Origin of the sequence: Hathewaya limosa (assembly GCF_030815255.1) — a bacterium.
GTDB classification, from domain to species: Bacteria; Bacillota; Clostridia; order Clostridiales; family Clostridiaceae; genus Hathewaya; species Hathewaya limosa.
This window is the reverse complement of record NZ_JAUSWN010000006.1, coordinates 102768-128232: the sequence shown is the minus strand read 5'-3', so window position 1 is coordinate 128232 and position 25465 is coordinate 102768. Positions and strand designations below refer to the sequence as shown.

At 28.8% G+C, this 25465-nt stretch carries 30 protein-coding genes; all 30 read right to left on the bottom strand.

Going from position 1 to position 25465, the window contains the following annotated elements:
- On the bottom strand, nt 1-508 hold a 508-nt coding region (locus QOZ93_RS05070), incomplete at its 3' end, for a DUF4372 domain-containing protein (RefSeq protein WP_307355368.1).
- A gap of 192 nt (nt 509-700) precedes the next feature.
- A complete protein-coding gene (locus tag QOZ93_RS05065) occupies nt 701-1501 on the bottom strand; it encodes a flagellar hook-basal body complex protein (RefSeq protein ID WP_307355367.1) in 801 nt (266 codons plus the stop codon).
- Nucleotides 1502-1522: 21 nt separating this feature from the next.
- Nucleotides 1523-2290: a flagellar hook-basal body complex protein gene (locus QOZ93_RS05060; protein ID WP_307355366.1), complete on the bottom strand. Its 768-nt coding sequence runs from the start codon at nt 2288-2290 to the stop codon at nt 1523-1525.
- On the bottom strand, nt 2290-2469 hold the full coding sequence (locus QOZ93_RS05055) for a hypothetical protein (RefSeq protein WP_307355365.1): 180 nt from the start codon (nt 2467-2469) through the stop codon (nt 2290-2292). Before QOZ93_RS05055 ends, QOZ93_RS05060 begins: the two co-directional genes overlap by 1 nt.
- Before the next feature lie 17 nt (nt 2470-2486).
- Nucleotides 2487-2924, bottom strand: coding sequence for a DUF6115 domain-containing protein (locus QOZ93_RS05050; protein ID WP_307355364.1), 438 nt, complete (start codon nt 2922-2924; stop codon nt 2487-2489).
- Nucleotides 2925-2948: 24 nt separating this feature from the next.
- Complete coding sequence (locus QOZ93_RS05045; protein ID WP_307355363.1) at nt 2949-3680, bottom strand: FliA/WhiG family RNA polymerase sigma factor; 732 nt, start codon at nt 3678-3680, stop codon at nt 2949-2951.
- A gap of 23 nt (nt 3681-3703) precedes the next feature.
- Nucleotides 3704-4585 (bottom strand): MinD/ParA family protein, encoded by an 882-nt coding sequence (locus QOZ93_RS05040; RefSeq protein ID WP_307355362.1) that lies wholly within the window; start codon nt 4583-4585, stop codon nt 3704-3706.
- Nucleotides 4579-5709 (bottom strand): flagellar biosynthesis GTPase FlhF, encoded by a 1131-nt coding sequence (flhF, locus tag QOZ93_RS05035; protein ID WP_307355361.1) that lies wholly within the window; start codon nt 5707-5709, stop codon nt 4579-4581. The genes QOZ93_RS05040 and flhF overlap by 7 nt, the downstream gene beginning before the upstream one ends.
- On the bottom strand, nt 5709-7772 hold the full coding sequence (gene flhA / locus QOZ93_RS05030) for a flagellar biosynthesis protein FlhA (RefSeq protein ID WP_307355360.1): 2064 nt from the start codon (nt 7770-7772) through the stop codon (nt 5709-5711). The genes flhF and flhA overlap by 1 nt, the downstream gene beginning before the upstream one ends.
- A gap of 15 nt (nt 7773-7787) precedes the next feature.
- The gene (locus QOZ93_RS05025) at nt 7788-9617 is read right to left on the bottom strand and encodes a fused FliR family export protein/FlhB family type III secretion system protein (protein WP_307355359.1); all 1830 of its coding nucleotides are present in this window, start codon (nt 9615-9617) and stop codon (nt 7788-7790) included.
- A gap of 11 nt (nt 9618-9628) precedes the next feature.
- Nucleotides 9629-9898 carry a flagellar biosynthesis protein FliQ gene (fliQ, locus tag QOZ93_RS05020; protein WP_111941746.1) on the bottom strand — a complete coding sequence of 90 codons (270 nt, stop codon included), beginning with the start codon at nt 9896-9898 and terminating at the stop codon, nt 9629-9631.
- 10 nt (nt 9899-9908) lie between these two features.
- Nucleotides 9909-10742, bottom strand: coding sequence for a flagellar type III secretion system pore protein FliP (gene fliP, locus QOZ93_RS05015; RefSeq protein WP_307355358.1), 834 nt, complete (start codon nt 10740-10742; stop codon nt 9909-9911).
- Nucleotides 10726-11094 carry a flagellar biosynthetic protein FliO gene (locus tag QOZ93_RS05010; RefSeq protein WP_307355357.1) on the bottom strand — a complete coding sequence of 123 codons (369 nt, stop codon included), beginning with the start codon at nt 11092-11094 and terminating at the stop codon, nt 10726-10728. The genes fliP and QOZ93_RS05010 overlap by 17 nt, the downstream gene beginning before the upstream one ends.
- A gap of 16 nt (nt 11095-11110) precedes the next feature.
- Nucleotides 11111-11629, bottom strand: coding sequence for a flagellar basal body-associated FliL family protein (locus QOZ93_RS05005; RefSeq protein WP_307355356.1), 519 nt, complete (start codon nt 11627-11629; stop codon nt 11111-11113).
- Nucleotides 11630-11631: 2 nt separating this feature from the next.
- Complete coding sequence (locus QOZ93_RS05000) at nt 11632-12372, bottom strand: flagellar motor protein MotB (protein WP_307355355.1); 741 nt, start codon at nt 12370-12372, stop codon at nt 11632-11634.
- The gene (locus tag QOZ93_RS04995; protein WP_307355354.1) at nt 12365-13171 is read right to left on the bottom strand and encodes a motility protein A; all 807 of its coding nucleotides are present in this window, start codon (nt 13169-13171) and stop codon (nt 12365-12367) included. The genes QOZ93_RS05000 and QOZ93_RS04995 overlap by 8 nt, the downstream gene beginning before the upstream one ends.
- 54 nt (nt 13172-13225) lie before the next feature.
- Nucleotides 13226-13417 (bottom strand): flagellar FlbD family protein, encoded by a 192-nt coding sequence (locus QOZ93_RS04990; RefSeq protein ID WP_307355353.1) that lies wholly within the window; start codon nt 13415-13417, stop codon nt 13226-13228.
- Between the two features lie 82 nt (nt 13418-13499).
- Nucleotides 13500-14510: a flagellar hook-basal body complex protein gene (locus QOZ93_RS04985; protein WP_307355352.1), complete on the bottom strand. Its 1011-nt coding sequence runs from the start codon at nt 14508-14510 to the stop codon at nt 13500-13502.
- A 37-nt stretch (nt 14511-14547) separates the two neighbouring features.
- Nucleotides 14548-15513, bottom strand: a complete 966-nt coding sequence (locus QOZ93_RS04980; protein WP_307355351.1) for a flagellar hook assembly protein FlgD — start codon at nt 15511-15513, stop codon at nt 14548-14550.
- Nucleotides 15514-15526: 13 nt separating this feature from the next.
- The gene (locus tag QOZ93_RS04975) at nt 15527-16870 is read right to left on the bottom strand and encodes a flagellar hook-length control protein FliK (RefSeq protein WP_307355350.1); all 1344 of its coding nucleotides are present in this window, start codon (nt 16868-16870) and stop codon (nt 15527-15529) included.
- 20 nt (nt 16871-16890) lie between these two features.
- Entirely contained in the window at nt 16891-17325 is a 435-nt protein-coding gene (gene fliJ / locus QOZ93_RS04970) for a flagellar export protein FliJ (RefSeq protein ID WP_307355349.1), read from the bottom strand.
- Nucleotides 17326-17360: 35 nt separating this feature from the next.
- On the bottom strand, nt 17361-18683 hold the full coding sequence (gene fliI / locus QOZ93_RS04965; protein ID WP_307355373.1) for a flagellar protein export ATPase FliI: 1323 nt from the start codon (nt 18681-18683) through the stop codon (nt 17361-17363).
- A gap of 21 nt (nt 18684-18704) precedes the next feature.
- The gene (locus QOZ93_RS04960) at nt 18705-19445 is read right to left on the bottom strand and encodes a FliH/SctL family protein (RefSeq protein WP_307355348.1); all 741 of its coding nucleotides are present in this window, start codon (nt 19443-19445) and stop codon (nt 18705-18707) included.
- Nucleotides 19429-20442, bottom strand: a complete 1014-nt coding sequence (gene fliG, locus QOZ93_RS04955) for a flagellar motor switch protein FliG (protein ID WP_307355347.1) — start codon at nt 20440-20442, stop codon at nt 19429-19431. The genes QOZ93_RS04960 and fliG overlap by 17 nt, the downstream gene beginning before the upstream one ends.
- A 6-nt stretch (nt 20443-20448) precedes the next feature.
- Nucleotides 20449-22026, bottom strand: a complete 1578-nt coding sequence (gene fliF, locus QOZ93_RS04950) for a flagellar basal-body MS-ring/collar protein FliF (RefSeq protein ID WP_307355346.1) — start codon at nt 22024-22026, stop codon at nt 20449-20451.
- A gap of 26 nt (nt 22027-22052) precedes the next feature.
- On the bottom strand, nt 22053-22361 hold the full coding sequence (gene fliE / locus QOZ93_RS04945) for a flagellar hook-basal body complex protein FliE (RefSeq protein ID WP_422723869.1): 309 nt from the start codon (nt 22359-22361) through the stop codon (nt 22053-22055).
- Between the two features lie 13 nt (nt 22362-22374).
- On the bottom strand, nt 22375-22806 hold the full coding sequence (gene flgC, locus QOZ93_RS04940; protein ID WP_307355345.1) for a flagellar basal body rod protein FlgC: 432 nt from the start codon (nt 22804-22806) through the stop codon (nt 22375-22377).
- Nucleotides 22807-22810: 4 nt separating this feature from the next.
- Nucleotides 22811-23224 carry a flagellar basal body rod protein FlgB gene (gene flgB / locus QOZ93_RS04935; RefSeq protein ID WP_307355344.1) on the bottom strand — a complete coding sequence of 138 codons (414 nt, stop codon included), beginning with the start codon at nt 23222-23224 and terminating at the stop codon, nt 22811-22813.
- Between the two features lie 487 nt (nt 23225-23711).
- Nucleotides 23712-24515 (bottom strand): flagellin, encoded by an 804-nt coding sequence (locus tag QOZ93_RS04930; RefSeq protein WP_307355343.1) that lies wholly within the window; start codon nt 24513-24515, stop codon nt 23712-23714.
- Nucleotides 24516-24629: 114 nt separating this feature from the next.
- Nucleotides 24630-25436, bottom strand: a complete 807-nt coding sequence (locus QOZ93_RS04925; protein WP_307355342.1) for a flagellin — start codon at nt 25434-25436, stop codon at nt 24630-24632.
- Nucleotides 25437-25465 lie beyond the last annotated feature (29 nt).

The following is a 25465-nucleotide window of genomic DNA, read 5'->3' as shown; positions in this document are numbered from 1 at the left end:
TTCTATCATGAGATTTGGCATTAGATACAACTATAAGTTCTGGAATTCCTTTGTTTAAGTTGAACTTTGTATGAAGTTTTATTCCCGCTTTTGTAGATCGAAATTTTGCCCATTCAAAATAAGTTTTAGCTATGCTTATAGTTGAAGAATCTATTAGTTTTATGTTTCCAAACTTTTTGATTTTCTCATTTATAGGCAATTGTTTTAAAGCATTAGAAATTAGTTCACTCAATATTGGGATATAAACATTATAATCGATATGATTGTTATAGTTGGATAACATCCCCAGGCTAACGCTTTTTATTGATTCCTTTAGTTTAGAATCTGATTGCATAAAATCATCAATATCCCTTAAACTGTCTAGCTTCGCTAAGTGAAAATATAGGTGGGTTTTTAAATGATTTGATGCTATATTATAGTTAATATCTAACTTATACGCAGACTTTTTCAAGGTGTTCCAATTAATAATATCTAACAATTTTTCAAAGATAGTGATATAATTATTCATAAATAGTCAGCAACTCCTTTGCGATATGATGGTGGTAATTATATTAAAGCAAAGGTGCTGGCTATTTTCATTTATATATTGATGGTATAAATAGAACTTTATTACATAAGATTATTGTCAATAGGATTTTAAATCCATTTATTAAACACTAGTGATGTTTTTTATATTATTTAATTTATAACTTCTTACTTACTATCTTCCTCTTAGGTTGTTCACCATTCCCCACATTTCATCTGATGTTTTAAGAGCATTAGCACTTAATTGGAAGGCTCTTTGAGTTATGATAAGATCTGTCATTTCATCTCCAAGATCTACATTTGATAATTCAACATATCCTGAATGAATACTATAATCATCTGCTGGTAATTCTGTAGCTCCTTGTTTAGGAACATATACACTATTTCCCTTAGATTCTAGTGCATTATTCCCTACAAATTTTTTAACTTGTATTTTTCCTGCATCTATAATATTATTACCATTTTTAATATTAATATCTCCATCTGTTGAAATAGAGATATTATCTGAACTTACTCTTACTCCAAGATCACTTAATCTCACTTTATTACCATTTTTCATTATAGCAACATAATTTCCATTACCATCAACTAAGTCACCTTTAACATCTATTTTAAAAGATCCATCTCTTGTAAATGCTTTATAAGATCTATTTCCCTCTGGAATCTCTATTTGAAAATATCCATCTCCATCTAACGCAAGATCAGTTGTTATACCTGTTTCTTTTAAACTTCCTTGAACATTTTCCCTTATCCATTTATTAGGTTTAACCCCAGTGCTATGTTGAAGCCTTCCGTTCTTTTCATCTATTAACGGATATCCTCTACGAACTAAAGACTCATTTAAAAGATCTGAAAAACCTACTGTAACTTTTTTATATCCAGTTGTATTAACATTGGCCATATTATTAGAAATACTATCTAATTTTTCTTGTTGAGCCATCATAGCTCCCTTACTTGTCCACGTAAGTCTATACATTTTTTAACACTCCCCTAATATCTAGCATCTTCCAATTTCATTAACAGCTTTACCTAAAGTCTCATCAATAGTTTGTACAACTTTTTGATTACTTTCAAATGCCTTACTATTATTCATCATATCTATAGTTTCTTTTATGATATTTACATTAGACTTTTCAATGGTTCTATTTCTAACATTGTAATTTACTGCTTCTCTAGCACCATTTCCTTCATATAAATTATCCCCTACTTTTTTAAGGGTATTATAATTTTGAAAATCTTTAACATCAAGTTTATATTTTTCTACACCATTAACTCTTATATTACCATTAGGAGTACATGATATATCACCTGCGTCAACTTTTATAGGACCTCGTCTGCCTGTATATAAATCAAATCCTTGTATTAGATCTCCATTATCACTTGTAAGATATCCATCTAAATTAACATTAAAATGTCCATCTCTAGTATAATATTCTTTACCATTTCTATTTACAGTAAAAAATCCTCTACCTTCAATAGCAAAATCTTTATCTCTTTTAGTCTGTTGTAAAATTCCTTGTGTAAAATGAGTATCTACCGTATCGATAGCACTTCCTTTACTAATTTGCCCTATGTTATTTTTATAGTTTTTATTTCCAACAACCTTATCATAGTTGTAAAGCATAACATCACCAAAATTTTTAACAGCTAAATTATCACATTTAAAACCATTGGTATTGGCATTTGCAAGATTATTAGTTATTACGCCTTGTTTTGCTTCTCCTGTTATCATTCCAGAAATTGCTGTATATAACCCTCTTATCATTATTTTTTCACCTCATCAATTTTTACTTTTTGATTATCCTTATATATCATGCCCATTTCAAGAGCTCTTTTTTCCACTTGTGCATCACTTATAGAATAGCTATAAGAACTTTTAAAAATTAACAATGTAGAAATTATTATACCCACACCTAATCCTAGTAAAAATTTCTTGTCCTTCAAAATGTTTAGAAAAGGCTCTATTTTTGATATAAATCTCTTATTAATAAGACCTCACCCTTTCCTATATTAAAGTTAGCACTAATCTCTTCTACAGAATGTCCTTCCTCTAAAAGTTTTTTGATTTCAAGTTTTCTATTTTCATTCGATTTTATATTATCGTCCTTTTTACAATCAAAGTTTATATTTAAACTTGAATTACTTTCTTTAACATTTTTTAAACTTTCTTTAAATACTTTTAATTCTGCTATTTCATCTTCCATACTAACTAAGTCCTTTTGAATTTCTGTTAAAGTCTCAGCAATTTCTTTTCTTAAAATTCCGATTTCAAGTTTTTCATCCTTAGCATTTTCAAAACTACCTTCTAAGAAATTATTAAATCCTTTTTCTTCTTTTTTTATACCTAAAACACTATATATTATTAAAATTATTCCTATAGTCAATAAAAAAATTATCATTTTCATTACTTCCTAAACTATGTTTTAATTATAATACTTCATTTTTTCAATTATTTTTCTTAAATGTACTATAGCTCTACTATGTAATTGACATACTCTAGATTCTGAAACAGATAACACTTTTCCAATTTGCTTTAATGTAAATCCTTCATAATAATAAAGTGATAAAACAGTCCTGTCCTTTTCATTTAAATCATCAATTGCCTTGGCAAGTATTTCTAATAATTCTTTTTCTTCTACAACTTCTTCTGGACATGGACTTTTTTTATCCTCTACAATACCCATTAAAGGAATATCATCTTCCTTTGAAAAAATCATATCTTCCAATGAAACCGTAGATATATAATTTATGTAATTTTCTATCTCACTAATATTTTCTATAGGAATTCCCATTTCCCTGGAAATTTCTTCTAGCGTAGGTTCTCTAAATAATTCCTTTTGTAATTTTTCTATAGCTTCATTATATCTATTTAACTTGTTCATTGCACCTTTAGAAATAGGGCTATTTTTTCTAATTTCATCTATAATTGCGCCTTTAATTCTTATAGATGCATAAGTTGAAAACTTCATTCCCTTAGTAGCATCAAATTTATTTATAGCATCCATTAGCCCGACCATTCCATATCCAACTAAATCTTCAAATTCAACATATTTAGTTTTGCCAATTATAACCCTTGAGGCAATATATTTTACTAACGGTATATATTCTTTTACTACTTCCTCTTTATCTTCTGTTTTTGCTATAAAAGCATTCATAACCTTGCCTCCTTTATTTATGTTTAAGAGAATAAATTAAATAGATTTTTGAAAAATCCTTGAAATCCTTGTTCTTTATCGCCAATATTTGGCACCGAATATAAGGTTTTACTTATTTCTCTTATAGATTTACTTGCTGGACTACTAGGATACTTTAAGTATACTGGTCTTTGTTCCCTTACAGCCTGAACTAACTTCCTATCATCAAATATATATCCTAACAATTCCATATTTATTCCTAAATATCTTTTAGAAACATTTTTAAATCTTTTATAAGTTAATTCCCCTTCTTCTTTATGAAGTACCCTATTAATAATAACTTTTGCAGATGATTTAATTTCAAAATGATTAACAGTCTTTATTAAACTATAAGCATCCGTTAAAGAAGTTGGTTCAGGAGTGGTTATAACAATAAAATCGTCACTAGCAGCTATAAAACTTAATATATCTTTATTTATTCCAGCTCCTGAATCTATTAAAATAAAATCATATCCTTCTAATTTTGAAAGCTTGTTTAAAAAAATTTTTCTCTCTTCTTCTGTCATATTGTATACTTTATCTAAAGCTGACCCTCCAGAAATTAAATCTACTCCTAGAGGACCCTTAACCATTACTTCTTCTATATCCATATAATTATTAGTTAAATCGAAAACATTGTACCTTACTTTTGTATTCATAAGTACATGATCATTACTCATTCCAATATCAGCATCAAAAATTAATACTTTTGCTCCTTGATCTCTTAAAGCTAAAGCTAAGTTAACTACTATATTACTTTTTCCAACTCCACCTTTTCCAGAAGCTATGGTAATGACCCTTTGATGTTTTTTTCTTCTTAATTCATCATAGTCATTACCCTGCGACTCCTGTACTAGTTCTCTTAATTTTGCCGCTTGATCTAGCATAAATTTTCCTCTCCTAGTATTAAATCTAACAATTGTCCTTTATCAAGATTTTTAATATCCTCTGGAACATTTTGACCTGTAGTTAAATAGCTTAAAGGAACTCCACTTTGATTTATTACATTTAATATTGAACCATAAGTAGTGGTTTCATCTAATTTAGTAAGAATTAAATTATTATAATTTAATATTTTATATCCTTCTATAATAGAACTTATATCACTTAACTTAGTTGTAGAACTTAAGACTAGATAAGTTCTATCAGCATTTGTTTTATTTACAAAAGCTCTTAACTCTTGAAGTTGCATTAAATTTTTACTACTTCTACCTGTTGTATCTACTAAAATAACATCACAATCTTGCATTTTTTTTATAGCATCTTCCATTTCTTTAATATTAAAGACAACAGAAAATGGTATATTCATAATTTCAGCATAAGTTTTTAATTGCTCTACAGCACCTATTCTATAAGTATCTACAGTAATTAATCCTACCTTTTTCTTATATAGCAAAGTATATTTTCCAGCAAGTTTAGCTATAGTAGTGGTTTTCCCCACTCCTGTAGGTCCCACAAAAGCAAATATTCCTTGCTTAGCTTCATTATTGCAAAATTCCCAAGACATCATATTTATTATAGATTTTTTTATAAGTTCTTTTTCTAACTTTTCTTCATTAGCACCCTTAGGTTTTAAATCTTCTATTATTTTAGCTGTAAACTCTGAAGATACATCCTTTGAAAGTAAGAATTCTTTATAGTTTTTAAGAACCTCACCTTTTTTCATATCCTCGGTATTCATATTTGAATACATAGCATATAAAAGTTTTTTCATATCTGTTACTTCTTCTTTTAAATTTTCATTATTATTTAAAGAAGTACTTTTAGAAATACTCTTATTTATACTTTTATTAGTTACAGTATTACTTAAAAGATTATTATTTATAGAATTTGTTTTTTTAGCTCCCTCTGAAGCCACTGTAATTTCTATAAGTTTAGGAGAAAAAAAACCTTTTAATCCTTTTTGTCTTACTTTTTTTTGTGAAATTATAATAGCATCTTGTCCTACTTCAGACTTTATTCTAGCCATTCCTTCACTCATATTTCTTACTAAATATTTTTTAACTAACATTACACTTCAACAACTCCCTCAGTTCTAATTTGCACATCATTTGGTACTTCATTAAGTGAAAGTACAATTATTTGAGGAAATACCATTTCTATAAGTTTTCTAAAAGCTGGTCTAATATTTGGTGAAACTAATATAATAGGTTGATTTTCATTAAAGTACACGTTTTCTACAGTTTCATTAATACTTTCAAAAATATTCTTAGTAATCTCTGGATCTAGTGCAGGAAAACTTCCTTGCATAGATCTCTGAATATTATTTTCTATTAATTTCTCTAAGCTAGGTTCTAATGTAACTACTGTAAGACTTCTATCATCTGTAATTAACGGATTACAAATACTACGTCCTAGTGAGAATCTAACATACTCTGTAAGAAGTTCTATATCCTTAGTATTTCTTGAATTATCTGCTAAAGATTCAAATATTGTAACAGTATCTTTTATAGACACTCTCTCTTTTAATAAGTTTTGAAGAACCTTTTGAACCTCACCTATAGTCATTAAATCTGGAACTAATTCTTCTACAACAGCACTATATTTTTCTTTCACATTGTCTAAAATCATCTTAGTTTCTTGTCTTCCTAATAGCTCATAACAATGTTGCTTAATAATTTCTGACAAGTGCGTTACAAGTACTGTAGTTGGATCTACTACTGTAAGTCCTTTTATTTCTGCCTCTTCTCTTTGATCTTTATTAATCCATAATGCAGGAAGTCCAAAGGTTGGTTCTACGGTATTTATACCCTCTAATGAAATTTCCTCATTACTAGGATTCATGCAAAGTAACATGTTAGGCATAAGATCACCTTTTACTACAACAGTTCCTCTGATTTTAATTAGATATTCATTATTTTGAAGTTGTAGATTATCTCTAATTCTTATAGGTTGAACTATTATACCCATCTCTATAGCACATTGACGTCTAACCGATGCAATTCTTTGAAGCAAGTCTCCACCTGTTACTTCATCTGCTAAAGGTATCAAGCCATATCCTATTTCTATTTCCATAGGTTCTACTTGTATTAAATTCATAACATTTTCAGGTTCATTTTTCTCAATTTCTTGAATTTCTTTTTCCTGAATTTCAACCTTTTCTATTTCTTGCTGCTTTTGATCTTTATTTAAAAAGTATGCACTACATCCTGCCATTATTGAAAGTACTATAAAAACAAATTTAGGCATACCTGGTATTAAAGACAAAATCAATAATATAGGACATAATAATGCTATAACCTTTGGAAAACTTGTCATCTGATTTCCAAGTGTTGTACCAAAGTTTTCACTATTACCAGAACGTGTAGTTATAATACCTGATGCTGTAGAAATAAGTAATGCTGGAATCTGACCTACAAGCCCATCCCCAATAGTAAGTTTTATATACTTATCTACTGCCTCTGCACCACTTAAATTTTTCATAAGCATTCCAATTACAATACCACCAATAACATTTATTAATGTTATTAAGATACCAACTATGGCATCACCTTTTACGAACTTTGAAGCACCATCCATAGCCCCAAAGAAATCAGCTTCTCTTTGAAGATCTAATCTTCTTTTTTTAGCTTGATCTTCATCTATTAATCCTGAGTTTAAATCAGCATCTATACTCATTTGTTTACCTGGCATAGCATCCAATGTAAATCTAGCTGCAACCTCTGATACTCTTCCTGCACCATTGGTAATAACAACAAATTGGATAACTACTATGATAATAAATATAATAACTCCAACAACGAAGTTACCTTTTACAACGAAAGTTCCAAAAGTTTCTATAATACTCCCTGCAAATCCTTCTCCTAATATAAGTTTAGTAGAAGAAATATTTAAGGCCAACCTAAATAAGGTTGTGACTAACAATAAAGAAGGAAATATTGAAAACTGTAGTACATTTGTTGTAAACATTGTTGTTAATAAGATCATCATTGCAACCGATATGTTTACTGCAAGTAAAAAATCTAAAAGTCCTGTAGGTACAGGGATTATAAGCATTAATACTATACCTACAACTCCAAAGGCAATAATCATATCTAAATTGTTTTTCAATCGACCTCTTCTATTACTTTCCATCTTAGATATCACCCTTTATTTCTTTAATTTATATACAAGCGCCAATATTTCAGCTACAGCTTGATATAAGTCTTGTGGTATTTCATTTTCTAGTTCTACTGTATCATATATAGTTCTTGCTAACATTTTATTTTCAAATATTGGTACTTTATTTTCTAAGGCAATTTCTTTTATCTTAAGTGCTACCCTGTCAGCGCCTTTCGCTACTACTTTAGGTGCACTTTTACCATCATCTTCATATTTTAATGCTACTGCAAAATGTGTTGGATTTGTAATAACAACTGTGGCATCCGGAACACTTTGCATCATTCTTCTCATAGCCATTTCTCTTTGTTTTTGTCTTATCTTAGATTTTATTTGAGGATCTCCCTCCATTTGTTTAAACTCTTCCTTAATTTCTTGCTTGGACATTCTTAAGTCTTTTTTGTGTTGGCGATATTGGAATACATAATCCATTACAGAAATAATACTCATTGTAAGTGAAAACTTAAAAAGTATTTGTCCAACTAATTTATTTAGTTTACCAGGCAACACATTAAAACTTAAATTTGAAATAATAAGTACATCATTAAAATTACTAACGGCAAAATTGTATCCAACATAAAGTAATATACTTATGATTGCAATACTTTTAATCATTTCAGCTAAAGAACGAACTGAAAAAAGTTTTTTAAACCCTTCAATAGGATTTAATTTTGCAAAATTAGGCTTCAATGGATCTTTGGTAAACAAAAATCCTGTTTGAATTAGGTTACCACAAACCCCTATAATTAAAATAGGAATTGCTATAGGTAAAAACGTTATCGCTGATCTCTCCAATGAAATAATTAATATATTCTTTAACATATTAAATGTAATTCCAGGTTTTAGATAGTTATTTAAAAATATTTGCATAATATTTTTCATTTCATTAAAAACAAAATCACCAAAGGCCATTAAAACAAAGGTTAAACATATTAAAGTTAATGTCATACTAACTTCTTTACTTTTAGCTACTTGTCCTTTTTTTCTAGCATCACTTTTTTTCTTTGGTGTAGCTTCTTCCGTTTTATCTCCATTATCAGCAAACACAAAGGCTACTGGTGCAATTTTTAATATATGAATAATATGTTTTGGTATCTCTTGAAACCCTAATCTAAAAAGTTTAAACATTAAGGGCAACCCTATAATAAAGGTAAAAATACCAACTGCGATCTTTAAAGGCATACCTAGGATCATAACATTTAACTGTGGTACTGCCCTAGATGCTAACCCTAAAATTAAATTTATTATTAAAATTACTAAAGTTATAGGTAAAGATATTCGAATACCTAAAATGAAGAAATACATAAAGGCATCCATAATTTTAGTAAAGCTTTGTGAAATAAGTATAGATTTACCTACTCCTATAACTTTATAACTATTTATTAAAGTTTTTATTAGGATATGATGACCATCTAACATTAAAAAAAATAATATTGCAGTTAAATTCATTAATTTTTCTATTAATGTTACATTTTCATTACTAGCCGGATCAAATAATGTACTCATAGCAAATCCTATGTGAACATCTAAATATTGCCCTGCCATTTTTATGAAATTAAAACATAAATTCGTAACATATCCCATTAGAATTCCTATTAATATTTCATTTCCGCCATAATATAATATAGAAAAAGCATTATTAAATTCTGGTACTTTCAATGTGGTAATCATAGGAAATATTATAAAACTCATAAGTAATGAAAAAAGTAATTTTAAATATCTAGGTGTTCCTGCAGGGAAGAATACATGTATTACTGTAAAAAAGGATGTTATTCTAAATAAAACCATTAAAAATAATAAAATATTTCCTTCTGTTAACAAGTTTTATCCCCCTACTTTGTAATATTAGCTATAAGTTCAAATATTCTTTTAGTTAATTCCATTGATTTATGTAACATCCAACTACTACATAACAGACCAACTAATGCAGCTACAAGCATTTTGGGTACAAAGGTTAAAGTTTGTTCTTGTATTTGCGTAGTAGCTTGCAATATAGCTATTACAAGTCCTACAACTGTAGCTGCAATTAAAATTGGTGCTGAGATTAATATGCTTGTATTAAGAGCATCTTTAAGTACAGATATAATCATATTTTCTGACATTTACAACACCTCATCTAAAGCTTAAAATTAAAGCTCTAATTAATAAATTCCATCCATCTACCATAACAAATATGAGTAATTTAAATGGTAATGATATCATAACAGGTGGTACCATAAACATACCCATAGACATAAGAATACTTCCTGTTACTATATCTATAATTAAAAATGGCACGAATAATAAGAATCCTATTTCAAATGCTGTTTTTAATTCACTTATCATAAAAGCAGGTGTTATAGCATACATAGGTACTTTAGAATAATCGTATACTTTTTGTCCCTTTTGTACGATTTCTTTACCATTTTTATCCACTTTTACTTTTACTTTATCCTCTAAGTTTCCAACTTCTAAAAACAATTTTAAATCTTTTATTTTAGTCTGTTTTAACATAAACTCTCTAAGAGGTTCAGTTCCCTTTTGCCATGCTACTTCTTGCGATATTTTGTTATTTAAATAAGGCTTTATAGCATTATCATTAATCTTATTGTAAGTAGGGGCCATAATAAAGAAAGTTAAAAATAAGGCAAGCCCCATTAATACTTCTTTAGGTATGGCCTGTTGAGCTCCAATAGCATTTTTAAATAATGAAAATACTACTATGATCCTTACAAAAGAAGTTGTCATAATGATTATTGAAGGTAATAATGTTAATACAGTCATTAAAAGTAAAATTTTAATGTTGTCTACATACTGAGTTGGAGTATTTACAGGTTTCCCATTTACAGAGAAATTTACTGATGGCAAATTAGGTGTTGCGGGTGCTGCCATTACTTTATAGCTACACATACAGAAAAAAACTAATGCCAATACGCCAACCATCACATATTTACTTTTCTTCTTCATTACAATCTTCCTTTTTATATATTTTAGTGATTAACTTTTTTATCCCTTTATTATTTTTTACTTGAAACTTTTTAGAATTAAAAATTTCTTCTATTTTCTCATTATCAAGTTTTAATAATATTTCACTTTTACCATTACCTATAGAAACTAAATAATACTCCCCTAAAACTTCTATAACTGCAATACAAGAATCCTTAGAAAGTTGTACTTTTTCTATCACTTTCATAATTTTATTGGTACCAAAGCTTTGTAACTTACCATTACCATATTTTATTATGAAATATATCATTCCTAAGGTAATTGGTAAAAGTATTATTACTTTGACACACATTTCAAATAAATCATATGTCATTTTTTATTTTCCTTTACTACTGTATTAAAATCTCACTAAAATACACTTGTTCTATTTGTCCATTTATTAATATTTGATTTACCTTATCTTTAATAGTCTTTTTAACATCTTCCTCATGAGCTGCATTTAAATCATCAGCTTTTTTAGCTCTTATGACACTTATAACACAATCAGTTACTTTATCTTTATCTTTTTCAAGCTCTGCAGCTAACTTAGCATTTTTTTCATATCCTAATGAAACTTTTACTTTAATATATCTTTTAATATCTTTATCTGCTAAGTTAATTGTATTTTCATCTAATGGACATATAACTAAATCTTTTATAAAGTTATTCCTAAAGTTGTTGTTTATATTCTTTGAAATTGGATTTTTAGAATTAGCATACATAAATCCAGCAAATATAGCTCCTCCTAATAATATTAATACCAATAATACTATAATTATAATTTTGAATAGATTACCACTATTTCCCGGAGCTTCTGTAGCAACAGACCCATTTGCATTTGCTACTTTTTTCATTTTATTTTTAGCCATCTCTATTTTCCTTCCTTTTTAGAATTATCTGTAACAATTAATATATTAACTCTTCTATTTTGAGCTTTATTAGCCTCGCTATTATTAGGTACAATAGGATGATATTCCCCTAAACCAATTGATTGAAATCTTCTAGGATCTAGTTTTTTATTATTTATAAAATATCTAGTAACATTATTTGCTCTCTCAGAAGACAACTCTAAATTATCTTGAAACTTTTCATTGCTAATAGGAACATTATCAGTATGTCCTTCTACTATTATTCCATTTTTTACAGACCCTATATATTTACTTACTACATCTAAAACAGGTAGACTTTCTTTTCTTAAATTTCCTTGTCCTGTTTGAAAAAGAATCTTATCTTTTATTTCAAATATAAACCCTCTTGAATCATTTTTTATTTTAACATAGCTTTCCATTTTATTATCTTTTACATATTTTTTAAGGCTTTCTAAACTAGCTTTTACATTTTCACCACTATTAGAATTTTGACCACCATCTATAGGTGATCCAACTATAGGTACTTCTCCTCCACCATTGTTAAAATCTAAGATTTTTTCTGATGCTTGTTTTGAAAAAACAGATTGCATGGCATTAGCCATTGACTTAAATTTAGCTGCATCTACATTTGAGTAAGAATATAATAAAACAAAAAATGTAAGTAGCAGTGTTATGGTATCAGAATAAGTTCCTAGCCAAGAATTAGGATCTATCTCATCCTTTTTTTTCTTTTGTCTAGACATTTTCTGTCACCCCATCGCCAGATGTTTGTTTATATACTACCTTTTCTTGTGGTGATAGATAAGCTGTTAATTTTTCCTCTACTATTCTTGGATTTACTCCTGATTGAATAGCTAAAATACCTTCTAGCATCATTTCCATATTAGAAATTTCTAAACTACTTTTATAGTCTAAGTTTGTAGCCATTGGTGTTAAGATTAAGTTAGCAAGCAATGAACCATAAAATGTAGTTATAAGTGCTGTAGCCATACCTGATGCTAATCCACTTTGGTCACTTAAATTTGCAAGCATTTGAATTAATCCTATTAATGTTCCTAACATACCAAATGCTGGTCCAAATGCTGCCCATGTCTTAAGTACACTAGAATTATCACCATGTCTTCTTTCAACCTCTGAAATCTCAAGTTCCATGATATCCTTAATAACTTCTGGCTCTATACCATCTACAACCATTTGTAGACCTTTTTTCATAAATTCATTTTCTACTGAATTTATTTCTTCTTCTAAGGAAAGTAATCCTTCTCTTCTGGCCTTTCTTGACAAATTAGTAAATTTCTCTATTATATCAGTACCAGCCATAGCACTATTTTTAAAGCCTTGAACAAAAACTTTGAATAAAGCTTTTATTTGATCCATTGGATATGTTATTAATAATGCTGCAAAAGATCCTCCAACAGTAATACCAACACTGGCTGGATCCCAGAAAATTGCTATGCTAGCTTTCCCTGAAGCCATCCCCCAAATCATTAGTGCTATACCTATTACTAGCCCTATGGAAGTTGCAATATCGCTTTTTTTCATTTTTCTATTCCCCCTGTTAAAGAGTTTATTGGTCTTTACTTAATTATGTATGAGTTAACGTAATTTATCAAAATACCTTCTTTTGAATTGTAATATTTTTTCCATTACCTCATCTATGTTTTCTTTAACTAAATACTTTTTGTCATTACTCATAGTAATAACTGTATCAGGTACTTCTTCAATTTTTTCTATGTTATCTTCATTTAAATAAAACTCTTTATTATTTAAACTTGTCAATCTTATCATAATTGCAAGAACCTCCCTAAAATTAAAGCATATGGCATACATAGGATATACATGTATACCCTATGTTGCCTTATTTAATTAACTATCTTTTTAAGTTAATAATATCTTGAAGAATTTCATCCCCTGTTGAAATCATCTTAGAACTTGCTTGGAAAGATCTATTTGCAACTATCATATCTGTAAATTGAGCTGCAATATCAACATTTGACATTTCAAGAACACCTTGAACCATGTCTCCAAATCCTTTTGTTTTATCAGCTGCTCCACCAACACCAGCTCTTATTCTTGGTTCCCCTGAATTAGCAGAGTTAGTATAAAGATTTTTACCTTCTGTTTTTAATCCTTCAGGATTTTTAAAAGATGCCATAGCAATTTGACCTAAAATACTAACTTTTCCATCTTCAAGAACAGCTTTAAGTTGTCCATCTTTTTCAATACTAAAACTAATAATTTTGCTATCTTTACCTGCTCCATCTTTAACAACATCTGGAATAGCTAATGGTACTAAATTTGTTCCATCTGCTGTAGGACCTGGTTTACTATCCGCATCAACAAAATTGCAAGTTGGTTTTCCTGTAGCAGGATCATGTACTATACTGTCCTTACCACCAGCCTTTACCATGTATCCAAGAACTCTATATCCATCAGAATTTAATAGATTTCCTTGTTCATCGAGTGCAAAAGCACCATCTCTAGAAAACTTTATTTCCATTCCAGCACCATCTTGTATTCCATCATAACCTGCTTTTAATTTTACTACAGATTTGTTTTCACCCCTAGCTACCATAAAATAACTATTACCATCCATAGCTACATCAAGATTTCTTCCTGTTGGTTGCATCATTCCTTGAGTTACAACCCTATCAATTCCTGAAACCTTAACTCCTAATCCAACTTGTTGTCCATTAGTACCACCAACATTTAGTGATGGACCTGTTGCAGTTGCTTCACTTTGATATAACATATCTTGAAATCTTGTTCTTGAACATTTAAATGCTGTTGTACCAACGTTTGCAAGGTTATTTCCTATAACGTCTAATTTTACTTGATTAACTTTCATTCCTGAAATACCAGAATACATAGATCTTAACATTTTAAGTTCCTCCTTAAATTACATACGTACCTTGAAATTATTTTTTTATTACTAATATATTGTCACTAGAAACATCTAAATTATCTTTAGTTATTCCTGTTATAGTAGCACTCCATTGAACATCATTAGAAGGTTTGTTCTTTGGAAGTGTAAACTTAATACCATTTACTTCACTACCTGCTTTATACTCACTCCATTTATCTTCATCACCAAAACTATATTCATATACATCTTTAGCTTTTACATACCTTAAATTTAATGATGTACCCTTATCTTCTGCATATTTGCCGTTAAATTCAACCTTTTCAGTTGAAAATCCCTTACTAGGCTTCATCTCACCTTTAAAAAATTTATTTTCTATGTCTACATTCAAATTTATATTTGCACCATCTTTATACACTGAGTTTACTTTAGCAGAATATACTCCATCTTTCAGTGCAATTTCTACACTTTTTCCAATTAGTGAAGAAGATAATAGAAAGTTAATATTATTATTTATGTTATAATTTTGATCTGGCGCATTTATAACATCACTAACATCTTTAAGATCAAATTCCTTAGGTACATATTTACCATTCTCTAAAACATTCACTTCTAATTTCACATTATCTCCTTGCCTAATAACATCTTGTACTACTCCACCATATTGATTTCCGTACATATCATAAGAATTAAATGCAACAGTTTTTCCTACAAGTCCATATGCACTTGATGCTGTCATGGTAGAATTTAAGTTTGTAATCTGTTCCATAGATGCAAATTGAGCTAACTGAGATACATATTCTGTACCATCCTTTGCATTAAATGGATCCTGATTTTGAAGCTGAGCTGTTAAGATTCTCAAAAATGTATTCTTGTCTATTTCATTTTTCTTAACTATTTTAGTTCCTCTATCAGTTGCCCCATTCATCTTACTTGTCATAGTTCTTTTAAAAAACTTTGAATTATTAGTTGTAGATCCTACCTTAGTAGAATTACCTACCCCAATATTATTATCAGGCATCTCTACATTCCTCCTATGCTAATATATTAATTACATCCTCTATGTCCACAGTTTCCCTATTACTACCTTCTTCAACTACAATGTCTTCTATTGTATTGCTCGAATGTTTCCATGACTTTTGATTATATGAGTTAAAGTTCTCATTTCTATCTTTTAAATTTTGACTATTATTTGCTGTATTGTTTTGATCATATATATCAACGGAAAATTCTTCAACCTTTATTGATTCTGCTTGTAGCTTACTTAAAATTTCCTTAGCATTGTTTTGCAATAATTGATAAGTTTCTTTTGTTGTAGATGATATATTAGCTTTCATAATACCATTTTCAACTGAAACTTTAATTACTAATTCTCCTAATTCTCTAGGAACTATTCTTACAGAAAGTTCTTTTAAATTATTTAAATTCATAAATTTTATAGATTTAATAATATCATTGTTAAAAGTGTATTTATTGATAACTGGCATTTTAATTTGTTTTGCAATTTCCTGATTATCTATCTTTAAGTTACTTAGTTTATTCAATCCTAAGTGTACTTTATCCATGGAAATAGCTTTATCTTCCTTTGGATCTTTAGTTAATATCTTCAAAAAATCTTTTTCATCGCTATTTATAGAAGATAAGAAAGAATTATTATTTTTCAACTCTGTCTTAGACTTATCATCAAGATCTTCCTTAAAAGAAACCATATTTTGTTTTAAAGAATTCTTTATATCCTCTATGCTTTTAAGATTTTCTATTCCCTTAAACTTTTTTAAACTCTTTGTATTTTTTACTTTATCTATAGAGTTATCTCTGTTAAAATCCTCTACTTTTTTAAGTAGCCCTTCAATGTCACCTTTTAACTTTTCAACCGAATTAATATTTTCTTGATTATCATCTAAAGATAAAAAAGAACCTAAAATCTTTTTTAACCCATTATCATCTAAATTATATTTTTTTAATACTTCATTTAATACTTCTTTTTTATTGATATTTTCTATACTCCCTAAATCCTCTAAGATACCTATGCTTTCTTTTAATTTTTCTTTTATTTTATTTATAGTATCTTCTTGATTAAAAATTCCCAATATACTATATAGTAGTTCTTCTGCTTGTTTTTTTATTTTTCTTTTATTTTCTTGTTCTTCTTTCGCTTCATCTTTTATAGTATTTATCTTTTCATCTTCAGTTTTATAAGAATCTTTTTTTTCTTTAATAGAAGCTTGTTCAACATTCTTTGAAGATCCTTTTATATTTTTATCAAAAACTTTAGTAAAATCTTCACCAAATTTTTCACTACTTTTTTTATTATTTTTTAATTTAACATCTTTTTTTAAATCTAATTCCTTTAAATTAACTCCTGTTACTTGCATCATTTAACATCTTGCCCCCTTTCTTAAGATCTTGCTCTAATAAAACCATATAAAGCAAATTCATCATTAGCTTTTTGTTCTATACTATTTTGTTCCTTTTGAAATTCCTCTAACTTTTTTTGCTTTAGAATTTCAACTGTTTTTCTACTTACCTGTTTTTCTTTTAAAACTATACGTTTTTCTTCTACAAACTTATTTTTATGCTTTAGCTCTTCATTAACACTATTTATAGTAGAATTTAAGCATTTTAAATAATTTAATTTAAGTTTTCTTTCTATTATACTTTCTTCTTCATCAAATTTATTAAATTTATCATAACTATTCTTCAAGTTATTTAGTTTAATTTCTGTATTCCTTTTTTCTTCCATGGCTTTTTTAAATTCCATCTTGCTCTGGTCTTCTTCTTTCATTCTTATATCTAAGACTTTTTGCAATCTAAATTGAAATCTTCCCTGCATTTTTAAACGCCCCTAAAATTTACATTCTTGCACTTCTACATTCCTATACCTTGAAACATATTTAAAAGTGTACCTACACTTTCTTCTATTGAAGATTTTTCATCAACATACTGTCTCAAATATTTAATTAAGGCAGGATGATACTTTATAGCCATATCTATATCTTTACTACTACCACTAGCATAAGCTCCTATATTAATAAGATCCTCCGCTTCTTTATATGTAGACAATAAATTTCTAGCAAAAGATGCAGCTTTTTTATGCTCTGGTATTGCTATTTCAGACATCAATCTACTTACAGAACTTAAAATATCAATGGCTGGATAGTGATTTTGAGCCGCTAATTTTCTAGATAAAACTATATGTCCATCTAATATACCCCTAACGGCATCAGCTATTGGTTCATTAAAATCATCACCATCTACCAGTACTGTATAAAACGCTGTTATAGATCCTTCTTGCGATGTACCTGCTCTTTCCATAAGTCTTGGTAACATAGCAAATACTGAAGGTGTATATCCCTTAGTAGCAGGTGGTTCCCCTATAGCAAGTCCTATTTCACGTTGAGCCATGGCAAATCTAGTTACAGAATCCATCATTAATATAACCTTTTTACCTTGATCTCTAAAATATTCTGCAATAGCTGTAGCAGTAAACGCACCTTTTAATCTTACAAGAGCTGGTTTATCAGAAGTTGCACAAACAATAACTGATTTTTTAAGACCTTCTTCCCCTAAATCTTTTTCTAAGAAGTCTTTTACCTCTCTTCCTCTTTCTCCAATAAGTGCTATTACATTAACATCAGCTTTAGCTTCCCTTGCTATCATACCTAATGTTGTACTTTTTCCTACTCCACTACCAGCAAAAATACCAATTCTTTGCCCTTCTCCACAAGTTAAGAAACCATCTATAGCTCTTACCCCAGTAGGTAATATATCTTTTATTCTTCTTCTTTTTAGAGGATCTGGAGGGCATGCATCCATTGCATACCTTTCTCCTCCAACTACTTCATACTCTTCCTCATCAAATGGGTTCCCAAGCCCATCTAGAACCTTCCCTAAAAGTTCATATGAACAATTAACATTTAACGCTTTTCCTGTTGGAACAACCCTACATCCTGGAGCAATACCTGTAAGTTCTCCTAAAGGCATTAGAATAACATTCTCCTCTTTAAATCCAACAACTTCGCAATTTATTTTATTATTATCGGTATATATTATACAAACTTCCCCTACAAAAGCTTTTATACCACATACCTCAATAGTAAGCCCTATAACATTCTTAACTATGCCTTCATAGTATGTTACATTAACATCTTTAATTTTTTCATTTAATTTGTGAAAGTTAATATTCAATATTATCTCTCCTTAGTTTTAATACTATTTTAAAAGTTCATCTTTTATTTTATCCAAAGCATAATTAAGACTTAATTTACATTTCCCTTTTTCTTTTTCAATAACAACTGTACCCAGTTCTAAACTTTCATCTGGAATAAGAAATACTTCTCTAAGGGAATAAGCTTTTTTCCATGCATCTAAGTTCTTTTTTATTTCGTCATAATATTTAGGATTGAATTTAAGAACTATAGTGTCAGCATTATGAATTTTTTCTAATTCATCTTTTACCATACTTGTTATAACATCTTCATTCTCAATCTCTTTTCTTAAATACTTATAAGAAATTTCTAATATCATATTTATGATATCCTTTTCTTTTTCTTTAAGATAATTTTGATATTGTTCTTTACATGCATATATAATTTTTTCAGACTCTTCCATTAGCTCTTGCTTTTTCTCTTCCATTTCATCTAGAGCTTTTTTTATACCTTCATCATATCCTTTTTTATGTCCTTCATCATAACCAAAGTCATAAGCTTCCTTTTGAAGTTTTGTTCCCTTATTTTTAGCATCGTCTATTATATCTCTAGCTTGACTTCTAGCACTTTCAAGTATATTTGCCCCGATTTTCTCATAACTTTTTTTAAAATCTGGCAATTTTACTTGAAACTTTTTTTCCTCAGCCTTCTCTTCTTCTTCAGGAATTTCATACTCTGTATCAATTAAAGTATCACCTTTAAAATCCACATTAGGACTTTTTATAATGCTATACGATGATTGCATCTTCACCACCTCTTGCCATAATTATTTCTCCAGCTTCATCTAATCTTCTTATGATGCTAACAATTTTTTGTTGTGATTTTTCAACATCCATAAGTCTAACTGGTCCAAGGAATTGAATATCCTCTTTCAATGTAGCACCGGCTCTCTTAGATTGATTTCTGAATATAATTTCTTGAACATCCTCTGAACATCCCTTAAGCGCAAGAGCAAGTTCTTTATTATCAACTTCTCTAAGAATTCTTTGAATAGATACATCATCAAGATTAATGATATCTTCAAATACAAACATAGACTCTTTGACTTTTTCAGCAAGTTCTACATCTTCTCTTTCTAGTCCTTCTGTAATATTCTTTTCAGTAGTTCTATCTACTTGATTTAAAATATCAACAAGTGGAGGTATACCACCAAGATTTGTAGATTCTGTTTTTATTACAGATGATAATTTACTATCTAACACTTTTTCTATTTCTTTTACCATAATTGGAGAAGTATTATTCATAGTAGCTATTCTATATGCTACTTCTGCCTGTAACTCTTCTGATAATGCAGACATTATTTGTGCTGCCTTATCCGGTTGTAAATAACATAATACTAAAGCTATAGTTTGCGGATGCTCATTTGATATAACATTTAAAAGTTGATGGGCATCTGCCTTTCTTGCAATAGAAAAAGGTCTAAATTGTTGAGTAGCCTCTGTAACCTTATCTAAAATTTCTGAAGCTCTTTGACTACCTAATGCCTTAGATAAAAGTGTTCTAGCATATTCTATACCACCTTCTACAAGATAGTCTTTAGCCTTATTCATTTCTATAAATTCATTTAAGATTTGTTGTCTTTCTTCTGATTTAACTGAATTTATATTTGCTATTTCAAAAGTAATCTTTTGAATTTCTCTTTCTGGTAATTTTTTAATTATATCTGCCGAAGCCTCTGGCCCTAAGGTTATAAATAAAATGGCCGCTTTTTGAACTCCGCTTAACTCTTCCTTTTTCGCCACTTATAATCACATCTCATCCTCAGCTAACCATGACTTAACAATATCAGCAACTTGGTCTGGTTTACTTTGAGCATATTTTTTAACTTCTGATTCTATATGAGTCTTTGGATCATTATCTTCAAATACTATTGGTTCAAATTCAACTTCTGTTTCATTTGGTAAAATTTCTGATTCTAAAGTTTCATCTAAAAGATCATCATCATCTTCATCTTTACCCCATACTTTTTTATAAACTATAAGTAGTACTATTAAGGCTATAATTGAAGCGATTGCAATAGCTATTCCTTTTTCCATCATAGCTTTCTTTTGATCTAGTTCATTCTTTTGCATTTCAGCTTTAGCAGAATCCATAATATCTTGTCCACCATTTTTAAAGCTAAATCCTTGAACACTAATAGTATCTCCTCTTTGTTCATCAAATCCTATAGTTGAAGCTACAGTATTTCTTATTTTTTCCTTTGATAGATCATCTAATTTTTTATTAGTTTCATCTACAGCAATAGAAGCTGTAATTTTTTGAATTTTACCTGGTGCTTGCACTTCTGTTTTAGTAACTTCAGGCACATTATAGTTTTTTGTTACATCTTCATGACTTGAAGTATTATTTTTATCATTATTAGATGCCTGTCTATTAGTCATATTATTATCAACCGGTGAACTAGTTATATTTTTATTATCACCTGTCTTTTCATTATTTTTAATAATATGTTCACTTACTACAACACCTTTTGCATAATCTTTACTTTGAGTTTGTACAGCATCAAAGTTTAAGTCTACATTAACAGCAGCCTTAACACCCTCACCATATATTGGTTTTAAGATATCTAAAATATTCTTTTTTAAAGTTTCTTCCTTTTTCTGCTTCATTTCTAATTGCTTACCATTTTGCAATCCATCTTTATCTTTATCTTGGAATAAATCTTCTGTTACAAGTTGCATATCATTAACTGCAATGTGAACGTTTTCCTTAGGTAAATTAGGTATTGCTCCTGTTAGTAAGCTTACAATTGCTTTTACTTGTTCTTTTTTTAATTCCTTTATACCTGGATTTAATTTTATATATACAGCGGCAGTAGAATTTTCCGGATTTTCCTTTATAGCAAAAGTATCTTTTTCGGGTAACTTTAAAATAACCTTACATTCTTTTACTTCTTCAAAGGATTTAATCATTCTCTCAACTTCACCTTGAAGAGCTTTTTGATACTTTACACTATTCTCAAAATCCGTGGAAACCATTCCATCTGAATTAAATAATTCTAATCCCTTACTTCCATTAGAAAAATCTACTTTAGATAACATCTCCATTTTTATGGCAGATACCTTTTCCTTTGGAACTAGTATAGAACTACCGTCTATTTTATAATCTATTTTTTCCTCTTTTAAAGCTTCTACAACATTTCCAGAATCTTTAGGATCTAAGTCTGAAAAAAGTATTGAATACTTTGGTTTAAATGTGGTAATACCTAAATAGATTAGTATAAGTATAACTCCAGTTATAACAGATATTATTGCTGCTTTTTTACCCACACTAAGCTTTTTCCATTTTTCCAAAAGCTTATTAAACATTTCTGTTATTTTTCCCATTTTTAGCACTCCTAACTTTCTTCATACTATAACTGCATTCTATTTAACTCGTTATATGCGTCTACAAGTTTATTTCTAACCTCTACTGCTAGCTGTAAGGAAAGTTTTGCCTCTTGAGATGATATCATTAAATCATGCATATCTACATCTCCGCCATTTATGTACTTTTGTAGCATTTGCTGATTTTGTACTTGTTTATCATTTACATTATTGAGCTCTTCTTTTAATATGTTAGTAAATTGTTTTGGGTTTTCTTTTTGATCTATATCTGTTTTTAAAGTAGCTTTATTTAACATATCTATAGTTTGATTTGGTATAAACTCATTTATCTTCACTTAATTTCCCCCCCTATTTTCCTATTTCAAGGCTTTTCATAAGCATACTTTTCTCTGCATTTATAGCTGTAATATTGGCCTCATACGCCCTTGCTGATGCCATTAAATCAGCCATTTCATTTAATACATTAACATTTGGTTTTTTTACATAGCCATTTGCATCTGCATCTGGGTGAGTAGGATCATATACAACCCTTAGTGGTGAAGGATCTTCTTCTATACCTACTGATTTAACCCCTAAAAGCTTGTCTTCATTCTTTCCTGTTTTAGGATTAAGTACTTTTTGTAAGTTTTCTTGGAAAACAGCTATCTTTCTTACATATGGCTTTCCATCTTTACCTCTTGTTGTATTAGCATTAACAAAATTAGATGCTATGGTATCCATTCTAAGTCTTTCTGCTGCAAGACCACTTGCACTGATTCTAAGCGTATTAAATGCTTTCATCCCCCTATTTTCCTCCTCGTATTACATTACTTTTCATTGCAAACTCATTATTAATTTCAGTAACTAATGAATTAAATAGTATAGTATTTGATGCCAAATTTGTCATTTCTATATCTACATCTACATTGTTACCGTCATTACGCATACTACTACTATTGTCTTGTACAACTTTATATGGTTCATCAAAATCTACAAGTGATAAATGTTTTTTGTTAGTTCTTTTTAAATCTAAATCACCATTATCTAGATTCTCTTTTAACACTACATCAAACCTTTTATATCCCTTAGTATTAAAGTTGGATACATTATTAGAAATCGTTTTACCCCTTGTTGCAGTTGCATCCATTGTATTTTTCATCTGATTATATAATTTTCCACTTTGACTAGAACTATTAAAAAGACTTGTTACAAAACTCATACTCATCCTCCTATTCTTAAATGTTTAATTTAGATTATTACAGTATATTTTTAGTATATTTTATACATACTATTATATTATCTTTTTTAATTATCTATTATTCATAAAAATACAATTATTACATATATAGATACATTTATATTATACCCTAAATAATTTGAATTTTAAATATTAATTTAAATTTAGTTATAAAAATAATTCAAAAATTTTTTACATCTTTTTTTAGACAAGACTATTATATCCAATTTCAAACATTTTATTTGCTTTTTCAGAATATTTAACATTTTTTTCTTTTTTATTTGTTATTTGTTAAAAACAGTAAATTTATTTTATACTACTTAAAACATTATAAACTTCTTATAATCTTTTTTCAAATAATAATATTATTTATTTTTCATTAGTATAAATTTATTCACAATATATTTACAAAAGCAAAAAAAATTATACCATATTTTCGACTATGGTATAATTTTAAATAGAAAAATAATTATTTCATATTTCCTAGTATCGACAAAACATCCATAGGTAATTTATTAGTTTGAACCATAATAGCATTTCCAGCTTCCATTAAAATATTATTCTTAGCAAGTTCTACAGCTTCTTCTCCAACATCAGCATCACTTATTAAACTTAAAGATCTTTCAACTGCTGAATAACTTTCTTGAATATTATTATAAGTATCCTCAAGTCTGGAACCTAATCCACCAATTCTTCCTCTTGTTTCACAAATACTTTTTATAGCCTTATCAATACTATCTAAAGACCTACTAACATCATTTACATCTGCATTTAAACCTAAATCATGAACCGTAGCTTTTATATCAGGTATAACCACTTCTTCATGCTTATCTATAAGACTTTTTTTCTTTGTAAAACTTCCATCTAAAAGAGATACTTTATTAAAATTTGTACCTTTAGCTAAATAATCAATATCTGCTGTAACTTGATTAATTTCATTCTGAAGAACATCTTTATCTTTATCTGATAATGAACCATCGCCAGCCTGTACCATAAGTTCTTTAAGTCTTATTAAATTATCATTTATCTCTTGAAGTCCTCCATCAGCAGTTTGTAACATACTCATAGTATCTTGAACGTTCCTAGAAGAACTTTGCATAGTTCTAATACTCATAGTCATTAATTCTTTTTCACCAATTTTAGTTGGATCATCACATGCCCTATTTAATTTACTCCCTGTATTTATTCTAGTCATGCACTTGCTCTGCTTTGCTTCTGTTATTTCCATATTTCTATATATATTTAGAGAAGCTAAATTATGTGATATTCTCATTATTACACTTCCTTTTAAATTTAATCTTACTATTTAAATTATCGTTATCTTATAATGTTTCTTTATTATAGAAATAAGTCTAGCATAAATATATACTAGACTTATCCTAAGTTATTATTTTAATAACTGAATGGTATTATTAGTATCTTGATTTGCATGAGCCATCATAGCGTTTGTATACTTAACCAAAACATCATTCTTAAACAAATTCATACTTGCCATTGCAGTTCCTATATCTTCTATTCTAGATAAAGAAGCTGTTGTATTATTTTCAGCATTAGAACTATCCTTAAGAAGACTTTCAAATCTATTCATTGCAACTCCTAGACTTTCCCTATAATCAAGAACTTTTTCTAATGAATCATCAATTTTTTCTAAACACTTAGAACTATTTTGCCTAGAACGTATATTTTCTGAAGATAAATCTAAAGAATCTAAATTTATTTTTCTTAGACCTATTTCTTCTACTTTATATGGTTCATATCTTACCTGAATTTGAAGTTTTTTATCTTCACCCATAACTTTTATACCATTAACTTCTGCCGTTTCGGATATATAAGTTATATCTTTTTTCAATTGTTGAAATTCCTTATCTGCAACTTCTCTATCAGAATCACTATAAGTATCATTTGAAAATCTTACAGCCATTTCTCTCATTTTTAAAAGATTCTCATGTACACCTTCAAGTTGACCTTCAGCATACTGTAAAAATGAAAGTCCATCTTGAGTATTTCTTTGTCCTTGAGATAATCCTCTGATTTGAGCCTTCATACTTTCACATATTCCAAGCCCTGATGCATCATCTGAAGCTTTATTTATTCTCTTTCCTGATGCTAAAGTTTCAACATTTTTTTCTCTTCTTTGAACATTATTGTTATGTCTATTAAAAGTTCCTAATACTAGCGCATTGTTTATTAGCATTATTATGTCACCTCCTACTAATATGTAAT